This is a genomic window from Bacillus taeanensis, from assembly GCF_003318295.1.
Lineage (GTDB): Bacteria > Bacillota > Bacilli > Bacillales > UBA6769 > Maribacillus > Maribacillus taeanensis.
The window spans coordinates 180,868-200,152 of the sequence record NZ_QOCW01000001.1 but is presented as its reverse complement, the minus strand read 5'-3'; the positions used below and the strand labels follow the sequence as shown (position 1 = coordinate 200,152).

The following is a 19,285-nucleotide window of genomic DNA, read 5'->3' as shown; positions in this document are numbered from 1 at the left end:
TTCTAAAGAGGATTCCCAAAAGGGTATCCTCTTTTTTATTAGGAAGTAAACAGCTTCACTAATGCTTGTGTCCCGCTGTTCTCCTCCCCAGTTTCTGCTAGTTTTTCATAAAGTGATTTTGAAAGTTCCAGTCCTGGTGTCATAAGGTCCATTTCTTTTGCAGCTTCTAAGGCAATCGTCATATCTTTAATAAAATGTTTTACATAAAAACCTGGTGAAAAATCTTCATTAAGCATTCGAGGTGCAAGATTGCTTAATGACCAGCTTCCCGCTGCACCAAATTCAATGCTTTTTAATACCATTCTAGGATCAAGTCCCGCTTTCTCTGCATACACAATCGCTTCACAAACACCAATCATATTAGAAGCGATCGCAATTTGATTACACATTTTTGTATGCTGACCAGAAGATGCTCCTCCCTGGAGGACAATATTTTCTCCCATTACCTCTAAAACTGGCTTTACATCTTCAAACGCTTCTTCATCGCCGCCAACCATAATTGTTAGACGGCCTTCTTTAGCACCAATATCCCCTCCTGAAACCGGAGCATCAAAAGCATGCAAGCCTTTCTCTTTTGCCTTCTCATAAATTTTCTTTGCAAGAGATGGCTTGGAAGTGGTCATGTCAATTAAATATGTACCGTTTTTTGCATTTTCAATAATTCCATTTTTATTAAAATACACTTCCTCAACATCTTTTGGATAACCAACCATCGTAATGATGACATTTGCCTTTTTGGCGGCACCTGCTGCTGTTTCAGCCCATTCTGCTCCTTCTTTTATAACCTCCTCTGCTTTTTCTTTTGTACGCGTATAAACAATAACATGATAACCTTTTTTCATTAAATTTCTTACCATACTTTTTCCCATTACACCGATACCTATAAAACTAATTGTTGTATGTTGAGTGTCCATCCCTTTTTCAATCCCTTCTATATAACGTTTACATGTTAAATTTTACTAACGTTTTTAGTAGAAGTCCATTGATAAGGTTTAATAGCAAACAACAAAAAAACGCGATGATGCTCACCGCGTTTTTTCACTTTAATAAAAATAAGGGAAGAAAAACCTTCTAAGTCTAAAGAATGGGAAACGAAACCTTCTAAACCGACGGAATCTGCGTGGGAAACCATGACCATAACCGCCGCCATAACCACCGCCGTAGCCGCCACCGTAGCCACCACCATAGCCACCACCGTAGCCGCCGTAACCACCGCCAGGACCATAACCTCCATAGCCACCACCATAGCCGCCATACTGTCTTACATCATCGTCTTCTCTCTCCATATCCCCAACCGGTATTAGTACATAAACATGGTCCTTTTCAACCTTGTCAATAATTCCGTCATAACGCTGTCCGTCTTTTGTTTCTAAAGTCATCATATAATACATATGCTTTTTGCACATATCATGCATATGCTCTGAGCTCATGTCCTGTGTTTGGTCATAAGGCATCCCCATTTGGCCTTGTGAATAGTCATTGTGATGCACAATATCGCCTCCTTTACACCTTTATGATATTCACCTAGACTTTTTTGGTTACTTATCCTTATAAATCATCTAAAAAACATAGAAACAATATTATTGTTCTATAATCACCTTTCAACAAAATTCACTTTATTTAAGTTCTTTTGTTAAATACATGTGGATTAAATGGAAAACTTCCAGTCGCAAATCTTCCCGCTCATTAAACAGCTGATGCCTTCCCTCTTTAAGAAGTGATAAAATTGTACCCGGGAACTTTTTTGCAATAAATTGAATGTTATATCTCCAATCAACTGTTTGATCTTTTTCTCCTTGAATAATGAATAATTGTGTATTTGATCGTGAGGCTATTTGTATTTTTTTATTCCATTTTATTAAGGCATCCAGCCACTTTAAAGGGATACCATCATATTGCAAGGGATCTTGTTTTATAAAAGTTTGATGATCTTTATTGCTTGAGTTTAACCGATATTTCCTTTTTACTTCTTTTAGAAAGGGTTTTATTATGTAGAAACCAACTTTTGTTAAGGGCCATAAGTGCGACCGAACAAGCGGTGCGGCTAAGATCACTTTGTTAAAAGAATGAGTATTTGACCTTAAAAGATAGTCTACTGCAACGGCGGCACCAGTACTGTGAGCAATGACAGAACAAGGCTCTGAATATAGTGCTTCCGTTTTATTTATAACCGCTTGAAATGTTTGGACATATTCTTCAAAAGACTGAATAACTGCTGTTGGACCGCTTGATAATCCATGCCCCTTTAAATCATAGGTTACAATGCGGTAATTTTTCTTTAGTAAAAACAAAATAAGGTGCTTTAATGTGCCAACATGATCAAAGTAACCGTGCAGTAAGTAAATGGTTCCTATACATTTTTCAGGTGCATATACTTGCATCATCGTCTCTGAGCCATTCACTTTCAGCACACCAAAATGATAATTGACGGTTTGAAAGGGAAGCTTATAATACTGTAAATAATATTTTAAATCCTCACTTAACAAGGATGGATTTTGTAAATCAATTTCCTCATTATATGTTGATAACCGTTTAATAACATTTTTTATCCTTTGTCTCTCTTTCACAGACCATACCCCTTATTTCAATTTCTTTCATTCATCTTTTTTCATAAACAGCTTCATATCCCAAAAGTTAATATTGGAATATTATAGAAAAACATACAAACAAACATTAACATACTTCCTTCATCACAAGACATACTAACTTGTAAAGTCTACTTGTTGGAGGTGAACTATTTGCCATATGCAGCGATCCATGGTGATATGCCCCTTTATTATGAGGTAAGAGGGAAAGGCATACCCATACTTTTTATCCATCCCCCTGCCATGGGCCATGTTACATTTAAAAAACAAGCACCACTAGCTGAACACTGTCAAGTTATTACATTTGACATGAGGGGACATGGCAGCAGCGGCACAACAAATGAGAAAATTACAATAAAGCTTCTCGCCGATGATATTCTCGCTTTATTAGATCATTTATCTATTGAAAAAGCTGTGCTGTTTGGTTATTCAAACGGCGGTTCAATCGCACAGGAGTTTGTTCTTTCGTATCCCGAACGGTCACAAGGATTAATTCTTTGCGGAGGCTTTTCTGAAGTAAACAGCTTTCTTCTCTATCAAGAATTTCTGCTTGGCATTGCCACTGCAAAACTAAAGGGCTTAACATTGCTCGGAAAAATTCTCTCAAAAGCCCATTGTGCAGAAAAAGATTTTAAAAAAGAGCTTGAATCCTCTGTTAAAAAAACAAATCCAGCTGTGCTTTATCAAATGTATACGAAAGGACTTTCTTATAATTGTACGAAACGCCTCTCACAAATAGATGTACCGCTTCTGTTAATTTATGGTGCCATGGATTTCTATGTTCACCATTATAAAAACCTTTTTTTGCAAGCAGTAAAAAAAACGGATGTTGTTTATGTTAGTAAAGCGAGACACCAAGTACCAACAAGACATTATCATGAATGCAACAAAATTATTGAAGGCTATATAAAATCCCATTTTAAAGGAGTTAATAATACTATGCATTCTAATCATTCAACACAACCTTTCCGTACTGAATCATCTGGACAAACACCGGACGGTCATCCAGCCTTTCGTGTATATATGAACGAAACACTTGTTGCTGAAGTTCGCGGAAAGGACCCTTTAAATCAAACTATTATCCCAATGAGGGAATTGAACGATCAACAAGAAGATCAATTTCATCAATTTCTCGTTTCCATTAGTTCAAGAAAAGGGAATTATAATGCTTAATTAATAACCTTAAAAGGCTTTTCATCAATGATGAAAAGCCTTTTAACTATACTTGCTCTTCTAACTCTGCAGCAGGCACTACTCTAATATTTCCAGGATTCGCCTTTTCATAAACGCTGACAGACTCATTTTGTTCATTACAGTTTTTCATCCAGATTGATACTCCATGATAGGTTACATCGATTTCTTTAGGTGAGGCAATAATTTGTTTGGCGCGATGAATATCCATAACGTTTTTTATGCTCCTTTTTACTGTTTTTCTTATTGTTCGTTATGAAATCACCCTTTATACCTCTCAAACTTCTAATTTTCCGATGAAGTTAACGCAGCAGTCGGAAGATGGACATCAATGGTTGTTCCTTCATTTACTTTACTCGTAATATGAATGGTTCCTTGATGGTCCTCAATAATTTTATAGCTCACCATTAAACCTAAACCTGTTCCATTTTCCTTTGTTGTGTAAAACGGTTCACCAAGTTTTTTTATTATATTTTCTGGTATCCCCTCACCTTGGTCGATTACTCTTATTAATATACGATTAGATGATGTTTCCTTAATATGTACAGAGATTTCACCACCGCTTGGCATTGCTTCAATTGCATTTTTTAACACATTAATAAAAACTTGCTTTATTTGGTTTTCTTCACATCTTACAGGTGGTAAACCGCTGTCCATTTTTGCCGTAATTTTAATATTATTCATAATGGCTTGTGTATCAAGAAGGGTAATCACTTCTTCGATAATGGGTGTAATCCGTTTCTCTTTAAAGCTTAATACTTGTGGCTTTGAAAGGATTAAAAGCTCACTAACAATAAAATTAATCCGATCAAGCTCAGAAAGCATAATTTGAAAATACCGATCATTGCCAACTTGATTTGCCTGCATCATTTGAATAAACCCTTTTATAGAAGTAAGTGGATTACGAATTTCATGAGCTACCCCTGCGGCGAGTTCGCCAACAACCGACAGTTTTTCTGAACGCCGAATCACTTCTTCATTTTTCTTTTGTGCCGTAATATCTTTTACAACCGCATATACTCCTTCGACACTGTTATTTACAACAATCGGGATATGTTCCACCTCAAGATCAATCACGTGACCTTCTTTATGGTTCATTTGTATTTCATAATGACTCGGCTGTCCCATCACTGCTTTATTAAAGTAATGCATGACCTTTTTAGCATAATGGTGCGGAAAAAGAGCCTTTGGAGTGATTTTTTGGAAATATTCTTGCGTATATCCTGTTACTTTTTCAATCGCTTTATTTACTTGAGTAATTCTTCCTTTTGTATCTATGGCACATACTAAATCAGGATGTTGTTCAAACAATGATTTATAACGCTGTTTGCTTTCTTCTAAATGCGCTTCTGCCTTTTTTCGGTCTGTAATATCCCTTCCTAGGACTAATAATCCCTTTCGCTCATGATTATCATAGTATAAGGGAACTTTAATCACATCAAATACTTTTGTTTGTCCATTTGGCTGCGGTACGGTCTCTTCACAGCGAGTAATTGCTCCATACCTCCATGTTTCTTCATCTGATATTTGACAATACAGAAGGGTTTCTTTATAAAATGATACATATTCACTTAATTCTGTATCTGTTTTTCCTTCATAATCTACACCTTCAAGTCCAAATACACTTAAACCAAAAGGATTTGCTGTGACCCATCTTCCTTTTCCATCTTTAAAACAAACAAAGTCAGGCATCGCATTAATTAATGTATGAAGCTGACTTTCTCGCTGCTCTAACGCTTCTTGGGCATTTCGGTGCTCTGTGATATCAATGGCAACACCACTTGTTTTCCAAAGCTTCCCTTCCTCATTGAAAAGAGGGGTACCAAAGTCTTGAATCCATCTTATTTGACCATCCTTGCGAACGATACGAAATTCCCCATAACTCGTTTTTCCTGATAACAAATTACGGCGAATGCTGTCAATAACATGTTGATCTTCGGGATACAGCACTTTTTTCCATAAGCTAGGATCTTCACTAAATTCCTTGCGTGTATAACCGTACAGTTCTTCAATTCCTGCTGAAACAGACATTGTTTTATTTTCTTTTTCATTCCAAGACCAAATCGCTACATTTTTATTATCTAGAATGAAATCAAGTTCTGATTTTGCTGCTTGCAGTTCTTTTATCTGTAAAGTTTTATTGTCATAACTCTTTCCAAATTGCCAAGCAATAACTAAAAAAAATAGTGACATGACAACTTGAGAAAGAGTAATGGTTTCCTCTCCTATGTAAATCGAATATGTATAAAATAGTTCAAGAACAAAAACAAATCCTGTTCCGAATACTCTCCCCATATATCTCATTTTAAATTCCCCTATATCTGCTTTTTAACAAGTATATAATGGAAAAGATTTATTTGAAAGGTTACTTTTAACAAGAATTTAATATTCTGCTGTCTATATAATAAAAAACCACTACTCTTATATAGATGAGCAGTGGTTAACCAAATAATTATTGAGGCTTTGGATAATTTAAATCCCAAATAACTCCATAAAAATCTTTTACTTTCGCAAATCTCGCACCCCAGAATGTATCCTGAAGTTCCATTAAGATCGTCCCTTTTTCTTTCAATCCATCATACAATTGTTGAATTTCTTCTTCACTTTCCATTTCGAGTGCTAATGAAATGTTATTTCCAACTGCAACAGATTGATTTAAAAACGCATCCGACACCATAAAAAATAGATCGTCTTTTTTAAACTGGGCATGCATGATTAACTCATCGGCTTCTGGAGGAGTTGGGTAATCAGCTTCACCAAACGTTTGAACAACCAACACTTCTCCTTTAAATACTTCCTTATAGAATTCTAATGCTTCTTTTGCATTCCCATTAAAAGTTAGATAAGGCGTTGCTTGGTTTTTCATTCTTAACACTCCTCTTCAATTTTTAGTTATTATGTAAATCATTAACAAAAAACAGCATTTAATAAAACGCTACCAGCAAATTTATTATATAATAGTTTTCCTCTTAATTCAAACATATGTTTGGTTTCAAGGACAAAAAATAAGATCTCTCATTCAGAGAAATCTTATTTTAAAAATGGAGCATAACGGGTTCGAACCGATGACCTCTTCACTGCCAGCGAAGCGCTCTCCCAGCTGAGCTAATGCCCCGTGTTATTAAGAATATTGTAATTGGAGATTTCATTTATGTCAACGATTTCATTATTGTTAATGTGTTTAACATTTTGACAAACTGGAAATATACAAAACAAGACACTTTTTAAAGGAGGCAATAGGCATGCCTTATGATTCCTTAGAAGACCTTCCTGATCGCGTAAAAGACGACCTTCCTCACCATGCTCAAGAAATTTATAAAGAAGCATTTAATTCCGCTTCAAAACAATATAACAAAGAAGCAACCGCCCATAAAGTAGCATGGAGCGCTGTAGAAAAGAAGTATACGAAAAACAACAATGATAATTGGGTTAAAAAGTAAATAAAAACAAGGAGGATGACTTATGTTCGTCACCCTCCTTATTATCATTATTGTTCTTTGTTCACAAGCAATTGTTCTCGTGTTTTTTCAGCTGCTTCAACCATGACGCGAAGTGCTGCAATTGTTTCTTCCTTACCTCGTGTTTTTAAACCGCAATCTGGATTAATCCAAAACTGTTTTGGATCAAGTACTTGAAGAGCGCGATCAATATTTCTTGTTAGTTCCTCAAGCTTCGGTACACGTGGGCTGTGAATATCATAAACGCCAAGACCAATTTCTTTATCATACGTGTTCTTTTCAAACGCATCAATCAATTCACCATGGCTTCTCGATGTTTCAATCGAAATCACATCGGCATCCAATGCTTTAATCGCATTAATAATGTCTTCAAAATTGGAATAACACATATGCGTATGAATTTGTGTATCATTTTTCACCGATGCTGTTGAAAGTTTAAAAGCATATACAGCAGCATTCAAATAAGCATCCCACTTTTCACGTTTTAAAGGCAGTCCTTCCCGAATAGCCGGCTCATCGACTTGGATCATCCGAATATTGTTTTCCTCAAGTGCTTCTACTTCTTTTCGAAGTGCCAGGGCAATTTGATTGGCTACATCCATTCGTTTCATATCGTCACGTACAAATGACCAATTTAAAATTGTAACAGGGCCTGTAAGCATTCCTTTAACAGGCTTATTCGTTAATGACTGGGCATAGACGGTTTCTTTTACTGTCATTGGTTCTTTAAATGAAACATCTCCGTAAATAAGCGGCGGCTTTACGCAGCGCGATCCGTATGATTGCACCCAACCAAACTTTGTGAATTGAAAGCCAGCTAGTTTTTCTCCAAAAAATTCAACCATATCTGTTCGTTCAAACTCTCCATGCACATAAACATCAAGACCAATTTCTTCTTGAATGGTAACCCATTCTTTCGTTTCTTCCTCAATATATTTCTCATATTGCCGATCGGTTAACTCACCTTTACGCCATTTTAAACGCTGTTGACGTACTTCTTTTGTCTGTGGAAAACTGCCAATTGTTGTTGTTGGAAGAAGCGGCAGTTGAAACGCTTCTGCTTGAAGCGGCTGACGTACGGCAAACGGCGCATTACGATCTGCTTTATATTCACGTAAGTTTTGAATTGCTTCCTGTACTTCAGCATTATTACGAAACGATGATTCGTTTAATGCCTGAACAGCCTCTTTGCTGGCTGTTAATGCTGCTTGGACTGTTTCTTTTCCATCATTTAATCCTTTTGTAAGAATCGCAATTTCATTTAATTTTTCATCAGCAAATGATAAAGCATCTTTTAAAACTGAATGCAGTGCTTCTTCACTTTTAACAGTTACCGGAACATGAAGTAAACTTGATGACGGTTGAACGATTAGACGCTCAGCTGAAACAATCTCCGTAATCTCCTCAAGAATAGAAAGCTTATTAGGAAGATTTGCACGCCATACATTACGCCCATCAATAATTCCTGCAGCAAGTACTTTATCTTGCGGAAAACCAAATTTTTTCACAGCTTCTAAATTTTCACCATTATCATGGACAAAATCTAGTCCAATACCAGCAGCAGGAAGGGAAATCACTTCTTCATAATGATCAATGCTTTCAAAATAAGTTTGGAGAAGAATTTTCACCTGTGGTGCAGCGTCATGTAATGATTGATAAACACTTTTAAATAATGCAATCTCTTCTGTTGAAAGCGTCGTTCCTAAAATCGGCTCATCAACTTGTACCCACTGAACACCTTCTTCTTGAAGTTCTTTTAAAATTCGTCCATAAAGTGGGACAAATTTAGAGACAATTTCTTTAAACTCGTTGTCTTGATAACCTTTTGATAGTTTAACAAATGTAATTGGTCCTAAAATAACAGGCTTTCCTTCAATGTTAAGCTTTGCTTTTGCTTCTTTATAAAACTGAAGCGGGCGATTTTCAACTAAATTTGGTACTGCCCCTTCTAGTTCTGGCACAATATAATGATAGTTTGTATTAAACCATTTTGTCATTTCAGAGGCTACTGCTTCTTTATTGCCTCTTGCCATATTAAAATATGTTTCAAGAGACACTGCTCCACCGCTGTAGTTAAAACGATTTGGCACTAAACCAAACATAACAGCTGTATCCAGGACATGATCATATAAACTAAAGTCACCAACTGGAATAAGATCAATCCCCTGTTCTTTCTGTTTTTTAAGGTGAGAAAGGCGAATTTCTTCAATTTGTGATAGAAACGCTTCTTTTTCTAATTTCCCTCCCCAAAATTGTTCAAGAGCCTTTTTCCACTCTCTCTTTTCACCAATTCTTGGGTATCCAATATTTGAACTTTTTACTTTACTCATTCTTTTTCACTCCTTATATCTTTTTAAATTATTTTTTATGCCCAACAAAAAAACCTCTCTTTTCATAGAAAAGAGAGGTTTATGCCCATAGTTAACTAGAGTTGAGACAGTCTTGTATCCTCAACATGCATTCCTCACTCCTCCCTATATCCCCGTAGGGTCAAAAGCGCATACAGCAGGCAGGTCTCCTGACTTAGGTTCAATGCCGCTTATTCCTTCCCATTTCAAAATGAAACAGTGGTTTCTTCATAAGCTGCTCCCCATTACAGTGGCGGGACCGTGCCGGATTTTCACCGAACTTCCCTTTTAAGCTGCGTAAAATAACGCACAGCACCTTGCTGCATTTCGTATAAAGTTTTAAAAAATCAAAAGCCTCTCTATTTAACAATAGAGAGGCATTCATTACCGAATGGATTCCTCTCTTATTTTCCAAAGCAAATCGCTTTTGCTGGAATTAGCACCTTTTCAAGACGTTCTGCTGAATGGTTGCCGGGCTTCATAGGGCCAGTCCCTCCGCCGCTCTTAATAAGAGTGTTTGATAGTTTCTAATGTTTTGAATTTAATAGCAATACTATCACCCCTTAAATAGATTGTCAAACAAATTTTTTTAAAAATTAGTTTTTTGTAACTCTTCGTTCAATGGAATAAGCAATATTTTCAATCGCTTTACTGATTGTAAAAGAATAATCAGGGAATAATAAGAGTAGTTACAGGGTATTATCGTACTTTGGAGGTATTTGTATATGCTTTATTTTAAAAAAGGATTTCCATCATATTTTCGTTTCCCTGTGTTAGTTCAGTTAATGTTCATTATTTCTTTTATTATTATTATTTCTGGAATTGCAATTTACTTTATTGAACCATCTACCTTTCCGACGATTTTTGATGGCATTTGGTGGGCACTTGTGACAGCTTCAACCGTTGGGTATGGTGATCTTGTCCCAGAATCAACAAAAGGCAGAATGTTAACCTTTGTGTTAATCTTATTAGGCGGCGGATTTGTAACTTTTTATATGGCAAAGCTCGCCTCAACTGCAGTCGAAAGTCAGTCTCAATTTATGCAGGGAACACTTGCTTTTAAGAAGGAAAAGCACTTAATTATTGTGGGATGGAATCAGCGGGCAAGAGAAATCATTCATCATTTAAATCAACTGCCAACAGCTTTATCTGTGGTACTTATTGATGAAACAGTTAAAAAGCATCCTACTACTCACGATATTCATTTTATTAAGGGAAATGCAAGTGAAGATAGGATTTTAGAGCTTGCCAATGCAAAAGAAGCGGCAATGATCCTCATTACCGCTGATCAGCACCATGATGAAAAGCAAGCAGATATGAAATCTATTTTAACACTTCTTGCGGTGAAAGGGATCAACCCTAACATATACAGTATTGTTGAAGTATTAACATCAGAACAAATTAACAACTGTCGACGCGCTGGTGCCAATGAAATTATTGAAACAACAAACCTTGCAAGCTTAGTAATGATGAACAGCTTATTTTCGCACGGCATTTCGAGTACATTATTTGATATTTTAAACTATTTAGAAGGCAACAAGCTTCATTATGTGCGTGTTAAAGAGAAAGAGCCATATAGCCTTTTTCAAGAAGCAAGTGCTGCTTTAGTAAAAAAAAATATTATTTTGCTCGGTATAAAGCGCGGCGAACAGCTTTATATCAATCCATCTCCTTCATTAAAAATTAAAGAAGGAGATCAATATATTGTTATCTCTAATTAAGTTAACAAAACATCTTCAAGCTCTTTTACAAGTGCTTGCCCATTATCAATCCATTCTTTTGGAAAGGTAGCATCTTTATCAACCGGCTCTGAAAACTGATCAATACTAGCAGTTACATTGCTAACATCTACATGATCGTCTAAGCCTCGGTTATATTTATGTGAAAGTAGAAACGGCTCTTTTAATTCAACCACAGCTCCATTTTTATCAAGCTGTCCGTCAACGGCCGTAAAGGGTACACGTAAAAACAAATAACTGCCTGTATCAGCCATTTTATAATCAAAATAGCCGTGATCATAATCCCAATTCGAGCCAATGTCATACCCAAGCGGCTTCAGTTTTTCTTCTAATTCTTGAAGCTGTCTTTGTAATCCAGTAACTTTTGATTCAATTGCAATCATTACAACTCCCCCTCAAATTATCTTACTGTTAGCTTTTCCAACTTAAAAAAAATTAAGCAAAAAAAGATCAGCGCAAGTGCGCTGATCTTTTCCAATTATTTCTCTAAACGTTTTTCTAGTTCTGCTTTTTTCTCTTCAAAGCCTGGTTTTCCTAAAAGAGCAAACATATTTACTTTATACGCTTCAACGCCTGGTTGATCAAACGGATTTACACCGAGTAAATAGCCGCTTACTGCGCATGCTTTTTCAAAGAAGTAAACAAGATAACCGAATTGATATTCAGAAAGCTCAGGAATGTTTACAATTAAGTTCGGCACACCGCCGTCTGTATGTGCAAGCATTGTTCCTTGGAACGCTTTTTTGTTTACAAAATCCATCGTTTCACCAGCTAAGTAATTCAGTGTATCAAGGTTTTGCTCATCTTCTTCGATTTTAATTTCTTCACGTACATTTTCTACGTTAAGAACCGTTTCGAATAAATCGCGGCGGCCTTCTTGTACGTATTGACCCATAGAGTGAAGATCGGTTGAAAAATCAACGGATGCAGGATAAAGCCCTTTGCCATCTTTCCCTTCACTTTCACCAAATAACTGCTTCCACCACTCTGAGAAATAGTGAAGTGCAGGCTCATAGTTCACAAGAAGTTCAATTGTTTTTCCTTTATTGTAAAGCACGTTTCGCACTGCTGCATATTGATAAGCAGGATTTTCAGCTAAATTAGGGTTGTTAAAATCATTCATTGCAGCGGCAGCACCCTGCATCATTGCTTCAATATCAATACCTGTTACGGCAATCGGAAGTAATCCTACTGCTGTTAGAACTGAATAACGACCCCCAACATCATCAGGAATAACAAACGACTCATAGCCTTCTTCATTTGCTAATGTTTTTAATGCACCTTTTTCTTGATCAGTTGTTGCAAAAATACGTTTTCTCGCTTCTTCGACGCCGTACTTTTCTTCTAAAAACTTGCGGAAAATACGAAACGCAATCGCAGGCTCTGTCGTTGTACCTGATTTTGAAATTACGTTAACAGACACATCTTTTCCTTCAAGTAATGCAAACAAATCTTTTACATAAGTAGAAGAGATATTTTGTCCTACAAAGAATACTTGCGGATTTTTACGCTCATCTTTGTTTAGTAAATTGTAGAAGTTATGATTTAACATTTCAATTGCAGCGCGTGCCCCTAAATAAGAGCCGCCAATTCCAACAACAAGTAACACATCAGAATCGGATTTAATTTTTTCCGCTGCTTTTTGAATGCGTGCAAATTCTTCTTTGTCATAGTTTTCCGGTAAATCAATCCAACCTAAGAAGTCATTTCCTGCACCAGTTTTGTTATGTAACGCTTCATGCGCCGCCTTTACAGCATCTTGAAGATATGTTACTTCATGCTCGCCGAAAAACGACAAGGCTTTTGAATAATCAAAGCTAACTTTTTGTGTCATGATTGTCCCTCCATTTTTACTTATAATCAGGCATCGCAATTAAGATGCTCTGACAATTAATTAATTAATTAATTAATTGTACCCCACTATTTACTTTAACGAATGCCTTTTCATTAATCAAGTGAGCAAACGCCATGTAAGCGAATACATTAAATATTTTTAAAATTTTTAATAAATTGTTCATAATAACGTATTAACAGTATTAATAAAAGAAACTGTCTCAGTAGGGTCTGTCCCCCTCAAGCCTGTCCAATATATAATGGTTCTTCCCAAATAGTAACCGATATATTGAGTGAGGAGGATCTGACCCTGTGCTTTTGAGACAGCTCCTTACAATTATTATAATGACATTTTTAAAATTTTAATCACATTGTCACGATTTAATGTTTTAAAATTACCAAATTCGCCACGAGCCATGGCACGATCTGCTATTACATCAAGCTTGGACTCATCAATATCATAGTCTGCTAAGCGGTTAGGCGCACCAAGGCTTGACCAAAATGCACTTAGTTTTTCAATTCCTTCAAGAGCGACTTCACGATCTGATTTCCCAGCTTCCTCAACATTAAATACACGGACTGCAAGCTGTTTAAATTTCGCTGGATTTTCATCAAGAGCATGCTTCATCCAGTTTGGATATAAAATTGCCAGTCCACCCGCATGCGGAATATCATATACAGCTGATACTGCATGCTCAATGTTATGACTTGCCCAGTCACCGCGTAAACCCATTTGTAAAAAACCATTTAAGGCAATTGTACCGCTGTAAAGGACCGTTTCACGAAGCTCATAATTCTCAAGATCATTAAGAAGCTTTGGCGCAGCTTCCATAACCGTTAACAAAACAGATTCAGCCATCCGTTCCTGCAGCGGTGTATTCGTCGTTTTATGAAAATATTGTTCCAAAACATGTGTCATCATATCAACAATACCATATACAGTATGATTTTTTGGAACTGTAAAGGTGTACACAGGATCTAATATTGAAAATTTCGGGAATAAAAGCGGATGTCCCCAACCATATTTTTCATTTGTTTCCCAATTTGTAATAACCGCTCCTGAATTCATCTCAGAGCCTGTCGCAGCAAGGGTGAGCACAGTTCCAATTAGAGCCGCATCCTTTGGAATTTCTTTCTTTGTAATAAGCTCCCATACATCGCCATCATACTTTGCCCCAGCTGCAATTGATTTCGTACAATCGATTACACTTCCGCCGCCAACAGCAAGAATAAAATCAATATTTTCTCTTTTGCAAATTTCTACACCTTTTCTTACAGTTGTTAAACGCGGATTTGGTTCTACTCCTGAAAGCTCAAACACATTTTTATTTAATTTATGTAAATGTTCCATAACCTCGTCATATAAACCATTTCGTTTAATGCTTCCGCCGCCGTAAACAACGAGAATGTTTTCTCCATAATGGACAAGTTCTTCTTGAAGCGATTCAAGCTGACCTTTTCCGAAAATTAATTTCGTTGGATTTTGAAATGTGAAATTTTCCACTTTTATCACCTTTCATTTTAAATATTCTGTTACAAACTATATTAAAGCTTTTATACAGTCGTTATTATCTCCCATTTATTTCGGAAAATAAAGCAATAAGACTTATAAAAAGTTTGAATAAAATGAGAAGGGGAATGAAAAAATAAGAACGTAATGATTTTCTACTATAAGGAGGGTTCTATCTATATGAGCACATTACAGCGAATTGCATTAGCACTCGTGATTATCGGTGCCATCAATTGGGGCTTAATTGGTTTTTTCCAATTTGACCTTGTTGCAGCTATATTCGGCGGACAAAATGCTGCGTTAGCACGAATTGTTTATGGATTAGTTGGATTAAGCGGTCTTTATTGTTTAACACTTCTTTTTAAACCATCCGTTGAACTTGAAGAAGGAACAGAGCCACGGGGAGTACGGTAATTAAAGCGATTGCTGCTGAAAATAAACGGATTCCCTTTAAATCAAGCTTACCTTTTAACACCATAAAAAAGAAGACAGCAAAGATGCTGCCTTCTTTTTTATGGTTATTTTTTCAAACGCTTGTTAATTTGTGCTTGACGTTCGTTTGATTCTTTTAACCAATCTTTTAATTTATCTTCAAGTGTATTAAAACCTTGCGGGGCAGCATTTGTGCTTGCTGCTTTAGGAGCAGGCTTTGGACGTCTTGGTTTTTCTTCACGTTTCGGCGCTTCTTGTGTTGCGCGAATAGATAAAGAAATTTTCCCTGAATCTTGGTTTACATCCAGAATTTTAACCTTTACTTCATCTCCTACAGATAAATGTTCGTTAATATCTTTAACGTAGCTATGTGAAATTTCGGAAATATGCACTAATCCTTGTTTTTGATCATCAAGTGCAACAAAAGCACCGAACGGCTTAATGCCTGTTACTTTACCTTCTACAATATTTCCAGCTTCATAATTACCCATCAAAACACTCCCAACTATTTTTTAACTTTGTTATTATAACATAGAAATGACTATTAGACAAAAAAGATCAAATTGTCAAGTATTGAAATTTATTACATGAGGCATTTTTCTTATATATCATTTCCCATTTCTTCATAAAAATAAAACACATCCCCTGTTTAAGAAATGTGTTTTATAAAATAATTATTCCTCCCAAACCATTTGATTGAGAATATAATTAGTACGCCCTTCTAATGCTTCCCCTACTTCCGGCACATACTGAACAGTAAGAATATAAATTTGATTATGGTGAGTAAAAAGCGAAATCCATCCGTTAATTACTTTGTTCGCCTGTCTTGTTGTAAATTCATATTCAATTTCTGATAAATAAAATTCATCATGCTGAGGCTTCTTTGTAAGCTGGCTGCTTCCATATGCTGCTTCAACGTAATTCGCCGCAGACTCAATAGACGGTTCTAGATGATTAGGTAAAAGCTGAAAACGAATAAAGGTATTTTTTTGAGACACTTCATTAAAATCAGCAAAAAACGTCACACTTTTTTCTTGTTCAGTACTTTCGACGCCTACTATCATGTCATCAGGATAATACGTTGAAAAACCAAGCTCTTCATTCTTATAGAGATGAAAAGTTTTCTGCTCTGGTATTCCTTCAATTTGAATGGTATCTACTTTTATTAGAGGGCGATCTGTTTCAGCAATATCATATTGATGTGCCTTAGGAGGGGCTAGTTCTGTTTGCATCGTATTTTCTTTTGCTTCATTTTTCTGAGATGCCGCTTCCTCTTCTGTCCATTCTAAACTTTCATTTGCAAATTGATCTGTGTTAGAAAACATGGTATTCATTATTAAAAGTACGCCTATACATATTGCCGCTGCAGTACCGCCAATCCTGAACCACTTTTTCTTGTGAGAGATTTTATGAATGCTTTCCATTGTTTCTTTTTCAGCTATTTCTTTTGTAATTTTATCTATTGAAGAAAAGGACGGCATTTCATGATAGGACGACTTTAACTTTTTCATGCGTTTTTCAAATTGTTGTTCATCAGACATCATGCTGCTCTCCTTCCCTTTTCTCAATTTTTTGCTTTAATTTCGCTTTTCCGCGCGAAATGCGTGTTTTTACAGTTGAAAGAGGAATATTTAATATTTCTGCTATTTCTTCCTGTTTTTTTTCATGAAAATAAAACAATACAATTGGTATTCTATACTTTTCGTCCATCTTTTGAATGATAGTATGTAGCATACGATCTTCTTCATCCTTTATAATTTCTGGTTCGATCGCTTCATAACCCTCCACTGGCTGTTTAAACAATTTAAACAGTTTTCTTTGAGTTGATTGTTTCTTTTTAAAGCTATCACGACACACATTTAACGTAATTTTATATAACCATGTTGTAAAGGTTGTTCCATTATATTGATGCAAAAAACGATAAATACGAATAAAGACTTCTTGCGCAATATCTTCAATATCGTTTGGAGAAGCACCAATTTGATAGGCAAATCTCTCTGTAACTGATGCATATTGTTCAACGAGAGCTCGAAATGCATCAGCATCCCCCTTTTTTGCCATTGCAATTAGCTCTTCCTCACTCATGAGTGTTCCGCCCCTTCCCTTTATATAACTTTACCTTCTAAAGAAGAGTTTCAATTCCCCCTAAAATATTGTATCACTGCCGTAAAGGACACGGCTTCATGACATACTATTCTTTCTACTTATACGTTATCCTCTTTATAAAAAACGTTAAGAAAATCTAAAGAAGTGATTGCTTTTAAAAGCAATCACTTCTTTAGATTCGTACACTACATTTACACTCATAACTTTTATTTTTTCTTTTTGCTATGTATAAAATTATAAATGAGGGGAATAATGCTAACAGCTGTTTAGCAAATTCCCCCTTTTTATTGTGTGAAGATAAAGTCCAGCGGGACTTTATCTTCCTTTTTTATTGCTTTACATACTTTTGTACAAATCGGCCCATTCGTTTAATCGCTTCTTGAAGTTCTTCAAGCGATCTTGCATACGAACACCTTATATGTCCTTCTCCGCCGCTTCCAAACACACTACCCGGTACAACTGCGACGCGTTCTTCTTCTAAAAGACGCTCTGCAAATTCATCGGATGTTAAACCTGTTGCCCGAATCGATGGAAAAGCATAAAAAGCTCCTCCTGGAGTATGGCATTCTAATCCTATTTCCCGACAAGCTTTTACAAAGTAGTTACGGCGCTGTCTATAGCTGCGAATCATTTTCTGTACATCATCAAGTCCATTCGTTAACGCTTCTAATGCCCCGTACTGAGCCATTGTCGGTGCACACATCATTGTATATTGATGAATTTTCAGCATGGCTTGCAAAAAGACTTGTGGACCCGCCACATAACCGAGACGCCATCCCGTCATTGCAAAAGCCTTTGAAAAACCAGAAATTAAAATCGTCCGCTCCCGCATCTCTGGAATACGCGCGATGCTGTAATGTTCGTGGTCATACGATAATTCTGCATAAATTTCATCAGATAACACAATTAAATCATGTTTCTCTATAATACGAGCAATTTGTTCAAGCTCTTCTTTTGTCATCGTTGCCCCTGTTGGGTTGCTTGGAAAACAAAGTAAAATGGCTTTCGTTTTATTTGTAATCGCTCTTTCAAGCATATCAGGCATTAACTTAAAATTGTTTTCATGAGAAGTTGGTACCGGAACAGGTACACCTCCTGCAAGTGAGACTGTTGGTGCATACGCTACAAAGCTTGGTTCCACGACCAATACCTCGTCGCCAGGGTTTAAAATCGCTCGAAAAGAAAGATCAATAGCTTGACTTGCTCCTACAGTTACAAGCAGTTCTGTTTTTGGGTCATAGGCAGTTTGAAACTTGCTTTCTAAGTACTGTGAGATTGCCTCACGCAGTTCAAGAAGTCCGGCGTTTGCTGTATAGGCCGTGTACCCCTGCTCCATTGATGCAAGACTTGCTTCGCACACATTCCAAGGTGTCACAAAGTCTGGTTCCCCTACCCCAAGTGAGATGACATTCTCCATTTGTGATGCTAAATCAAAAAACTTTCTTATTCCTGAAGGCTTAATTTCTTGTGCCACTTTTGATAAATAATTTTTTTGTGCTGTTTGTTCTGTTCTCATGGTGACACCACAATACGTTTATCTTTTTTAGTTGGCTCAAAAATAATGCCGTCATGCTTATATTTTTTCAATAAAAAGTGTGTTGTTGTAGAAAGCACAGAATCAAGCGTTGATAGCTTATCAGATACAAATGATGCAACCTCAGTCATTGTTTTTCCTTCAATTTGGACTGAAAGATCATATGCTCCTGACATTAAATAAACAGCTTTCACTTCAGGAAAACGATAAATCCGCTCTGCTACTTCATCAAAACCTACTCCTCGCTTCGGTGCTACTTTCACATCAATCATCGCTGTCACACCTTCTGCAATTGGGGCTTTACTCCAGTTTATAACCGCTGAATAGCCTAAAATAACATTTTTCTCTTCTAAAGATTGGATTAATTTTTGAACCTCTTCCACTGATAAATCAACCATCTTAGCAATAGTCTGAATATCAATACGTCCATTTCTTTCTAAAATTTCTAACACTTCAATCTCTTTTTCACCCATTCTTTTTCCTCCTTTTAGAAAATAAACAGTATCATTATGTTGAGTCATGATTTTATAAAGTTGTTTTTTATTATCT

The 19,285-nt window shown here is 36.3% G+C and carries 18 protein-coding genes, 1 tRNA gene, 1 pseudogene and 2 riboswitches; of the genes and pseudogenes, 4 read left to right on the top strand and 16 right to left on the bottom strand.

The window, feature by feature from the left end; all coding sequences use genetic code 11:
- Positions 1–38 precede the first annotated feature (38 nt).
- The 3 genes and pseudogenes from DS031_RS01005 to DS031_RS00995 form a co-directional block, all read right to left on the bottom strand.
- Positions 39–914 (bottom strand): NAD(P)-dependent oxidoreductase, encoded by an 876-nt coding sequence (locus DS031_RS01005; protein ID WP_113804063.1) that lies wholly within the window; start codon positions 912–914, stop codon positions 39–41.
- A 210-nt stretch (positions 915–1,124) separates the two neighbouring features.
- A pseudogene (locus DS031_RS24605) lies at positions 1,125–1,217 on the bottom strand (hypothetical protein); the annotation flags it as partial.
- A 399-nt stretch (positions 1,218–1,616) separates the two neighbouring features.
- Positions 1,617–2,567, bottom strand: coding sequence for an alpha/beta hydrolase (locus tag DS031_RS00995; protein WP_113804062.1), 951 nt, complete (start codon positions 2,565–2,567; stop codon positions 1,617–1,619).
- 171 nt (positions 2,568–2,738) lie between these two features.
- On the opposite strand from DS031_RS00995, the gene DS031_RS00990 reads away from it, so the two are divergent.
- Entirely contained in the window at positions 2,739–3,758 is a 1,020-nt protein-coding gene (locus DS031_RS00990; protein ID WP_113804061.1) for an alpha/beta fold hydrolase, read from the top strand.
- Between the two features lie 46 nt (positions 3,759–3,804).
- On the opposite strand, the gene DS031_RS00985 is transcribed toward DS031_RS00990, so the two are convergent.
- From DS031_RS00985 to DS031_RS00970, 4 genes are all read right to left on the bottom strand, one after another.
- The gene (locus DS031_RS00985) at positions 3,805–3,987 is read right to left on the bottom strand and encodes an H-type small acid-soluble spore protein (RefSeq protein WP_113804060.1); all 183 of its coding nucleotides are present in this window, start codon (positions 3,985–3,987) and stop codon (positions 3,805–3,807) included.
- Positions 3,988–4,061: 74 nt separating this feature from the next.
- Positions 4,062–6,080, bottom strand: a complete 2,019-nt coding sequence (locus tag DS031_RS00980; protein WP_113804059.1) for a PAS domain S-box protein — start codon at positions 6,078–6,080, stop codon at positions 4,062–4,064.
- 148 nt (positions 6,081–6,228) lie between these two features.
- Complete coding sequence (locus DS031_RS00975; RefSeq protein ID WP_113804058.1) at positions 6,229–6,642, bottom strand: VOC family protein; 414 nt, start codon at positions 6,640–6,642, stop codon at positions 6,229–6,231.
- Positions 6,643–6,818: 176 nt separating this feature from the next.
- Positions 6,819–6,891, bottom strand: a tRNA-Ala gene (locus tag DS031_RS00970).
- Positions 6,892–7,018: 127 nt separating this feature from the next.
- On the opposite strand from DS031_RS00970, the gene DS031_RS00965 reads away from it, so the two are divergent.
- Positions 7,019–7,216, top strand: a complete 198-nt coding sequence (locus DS031_RS00965; protein WP_113804057.1) for a ChaB family protein — start codon at positions 7,019–7,021, stop codon at positions 7,214–7,216.
- A gap of 47 nt (positions 7,217–7,263) precedes the next feature.
- On the opposite strand, the gene metE is transcribed toward DS031_RS00965, so the two are convergent.
- Complete coding sequence (metE, locus tag DS031_RS00960) at positions 7,264–9,564, bottom strand: 5-methyltetrahydropteroyltriglutamate--homocysteine S-methyltransferase (protein ID WP_113804056.1); 2,301 nt, start codon at positions 9,562–9,564, stop codon at positions 7,264–7,266.
- A 161-nt stretch (positions 9,565–9,725) separates the two neighbouring features.
- Positions 9,726–9,918: riboswitch (cobalamin riboswitch) on the bottom strand.
- A 65-nt stretch (positions 9,919–9,983) separates the two neighbouring features.
- Positions 9,984–10,096, bottom strand: a riboswitch (SAM riboswitch).
- A gap of 211 nt (positions 10,097–10,307) precedes the next feature.
- Here metE and DS031_RS00955 point away from each other — a divergent pair.
- Positions 10,308–11,303 carry a potassium channel family protein gene (locus DS031_RS00955; RefSeq protein ID WP_113804055.1) on the top strand — a complete coding sequence of 332 codons (996 nt, stop codon included), beginning with the start codon at positions 10,308–10,310 and terminating at the stop codon, positions 11,301–11,303.
- Here DS031_RS00955 and DS031_RS00950 read toward each other — a convergent pair.
- The 3 genes from DS031_RS00950 to DS031_RS00940 form a co-directional block, all read right to left on the bottom strand.
- Positions 11,300–11,704 (bottom strand): YugN-like family protein, encoded by a 405-nt coding sequence (locus tag DS031_RS00950; RefSeq protein ID WP_113804054.1) that lies wholly within the window; start codon positions 11,702–11,704, stop codon positions 11,300–11,302. The genes DS031_RS00955 and DS031_RS00950 overlap by 4 nt on opposite strands.
- Before the next feature lie 95 nt (positions 11,705–11,799).
- Positions 11,800–13,155: a glucose-6-phosphate isomerase gene (locus DS031_RS00945; RefSeq protein WP_113804053.1), complete on the bottom strand. Its 1,356-nt coding sequence runs from the start codon at positions 13,153–13,155 to the stop codon at positions 11,800–11,802.
- Positions 13,156–13,494: 339 nt separating this feature from the next.
- The gene (locus tag DS031_RS00940; RefSeq protein ID WP_113804052.1) at positions 13,495–14,658 is read right to left on the bottom strand and encodes an iron-containing alcohol dehydrogenase; all 1,164 of its coding nucleotides are present in this window, start codon (positions 14,656–14,658) and stop codon (positions 13,495–13,497) included.
- Positions 14,659–14,844: 186 nt separating this feature from the next.
- Between DS031_RS00940 and DS031_RS00935 the strand changes: the two genes are divergently transcribed.
- Positions 14,845–15,078: a DUF378 domain-containing protein gene (locus DS031_RS00935; RefSeq protein WP_113804051.1), complete on the top strand. Its 234-nt coding sequence runs from the start codon at positions 14,845–14,847 to the stop codon at positions 15,076–15,078.
- Between the two features lie 104 nt (positions 15,079–15,182).
- Here the strand turns inward: DS031_RS00935 and yugI are convergent, their stop codons facing one another.
- From yugI to DS031_RS00910, 5 genes are all read right to left on the bottom strand, one after another.
- The gene (yugI, locus tag DS031_RS00930) at positions 15,183–15,587 is read right to left on the bottom strand and encodes a S1 domain-containing post-transcriptional regulator GSP13 (RefSeq protein ID WP_113804050.1); all 405 of its coding nucleotides are present in this window, start codon (positions 15,585–15,587) and stop codon (positions 15,183–15,185) included.
- Positions 15,588–15,770: 183 nt separating this feature from the next.
- Positions 15,771–16,637: a hypothetical protein gene (locus DS031_RS00925; RefSeq protein WP_113804049.1), complete on the bottom strand. Its 867-nt coding sequence runs from the start codon at positions 16,635–16,637 to the stop codon at positions 15,771–15,773.
- The gene (locus DS031_RS00920; RefSeq protein WP_113804048.1) at positions 16,630–17,181 is read right to left on the bottom strand and encodes an RNA polymerase sigma factor; all 552 of its coding nucleotides are present in this window, start codon (positions 17,179–17,181) and stop codon (positions 16,630–16,632) included. Before DS031_RS00920 ends, DS031_RS00925 begins: the two co-directional genes overlap by 8 nt.
- Positions 17,182–17,530: 349 nt before the next feature.
- Entirely contained in the window at positions 17,531–18,718 is a 1,188-nt protein-coding gene (locus DS031_RS00915; RefSeq protein ID WP_113804047.1) for an aminotransferase, read from the bottom strand.
- Positions 18,715–19,209 (bottom strand): Lrp/AsnC family transcriptional regulator, encoded by a 495-nt coding sequence (locus tag DS031_RS00910; RefSeq protein ID WP_113804046.1) that lies wholly within the window; start codon positions 19,207–19,209, stop codon positions 18,715–18,717. The genes DS031_RS00915 and DS031_RS00910 overlap by 4 nt, the downstream gene beginning before the upstream one ends.
- Positions 19,210–19,285: the final 76 nt, after the last annotated feature.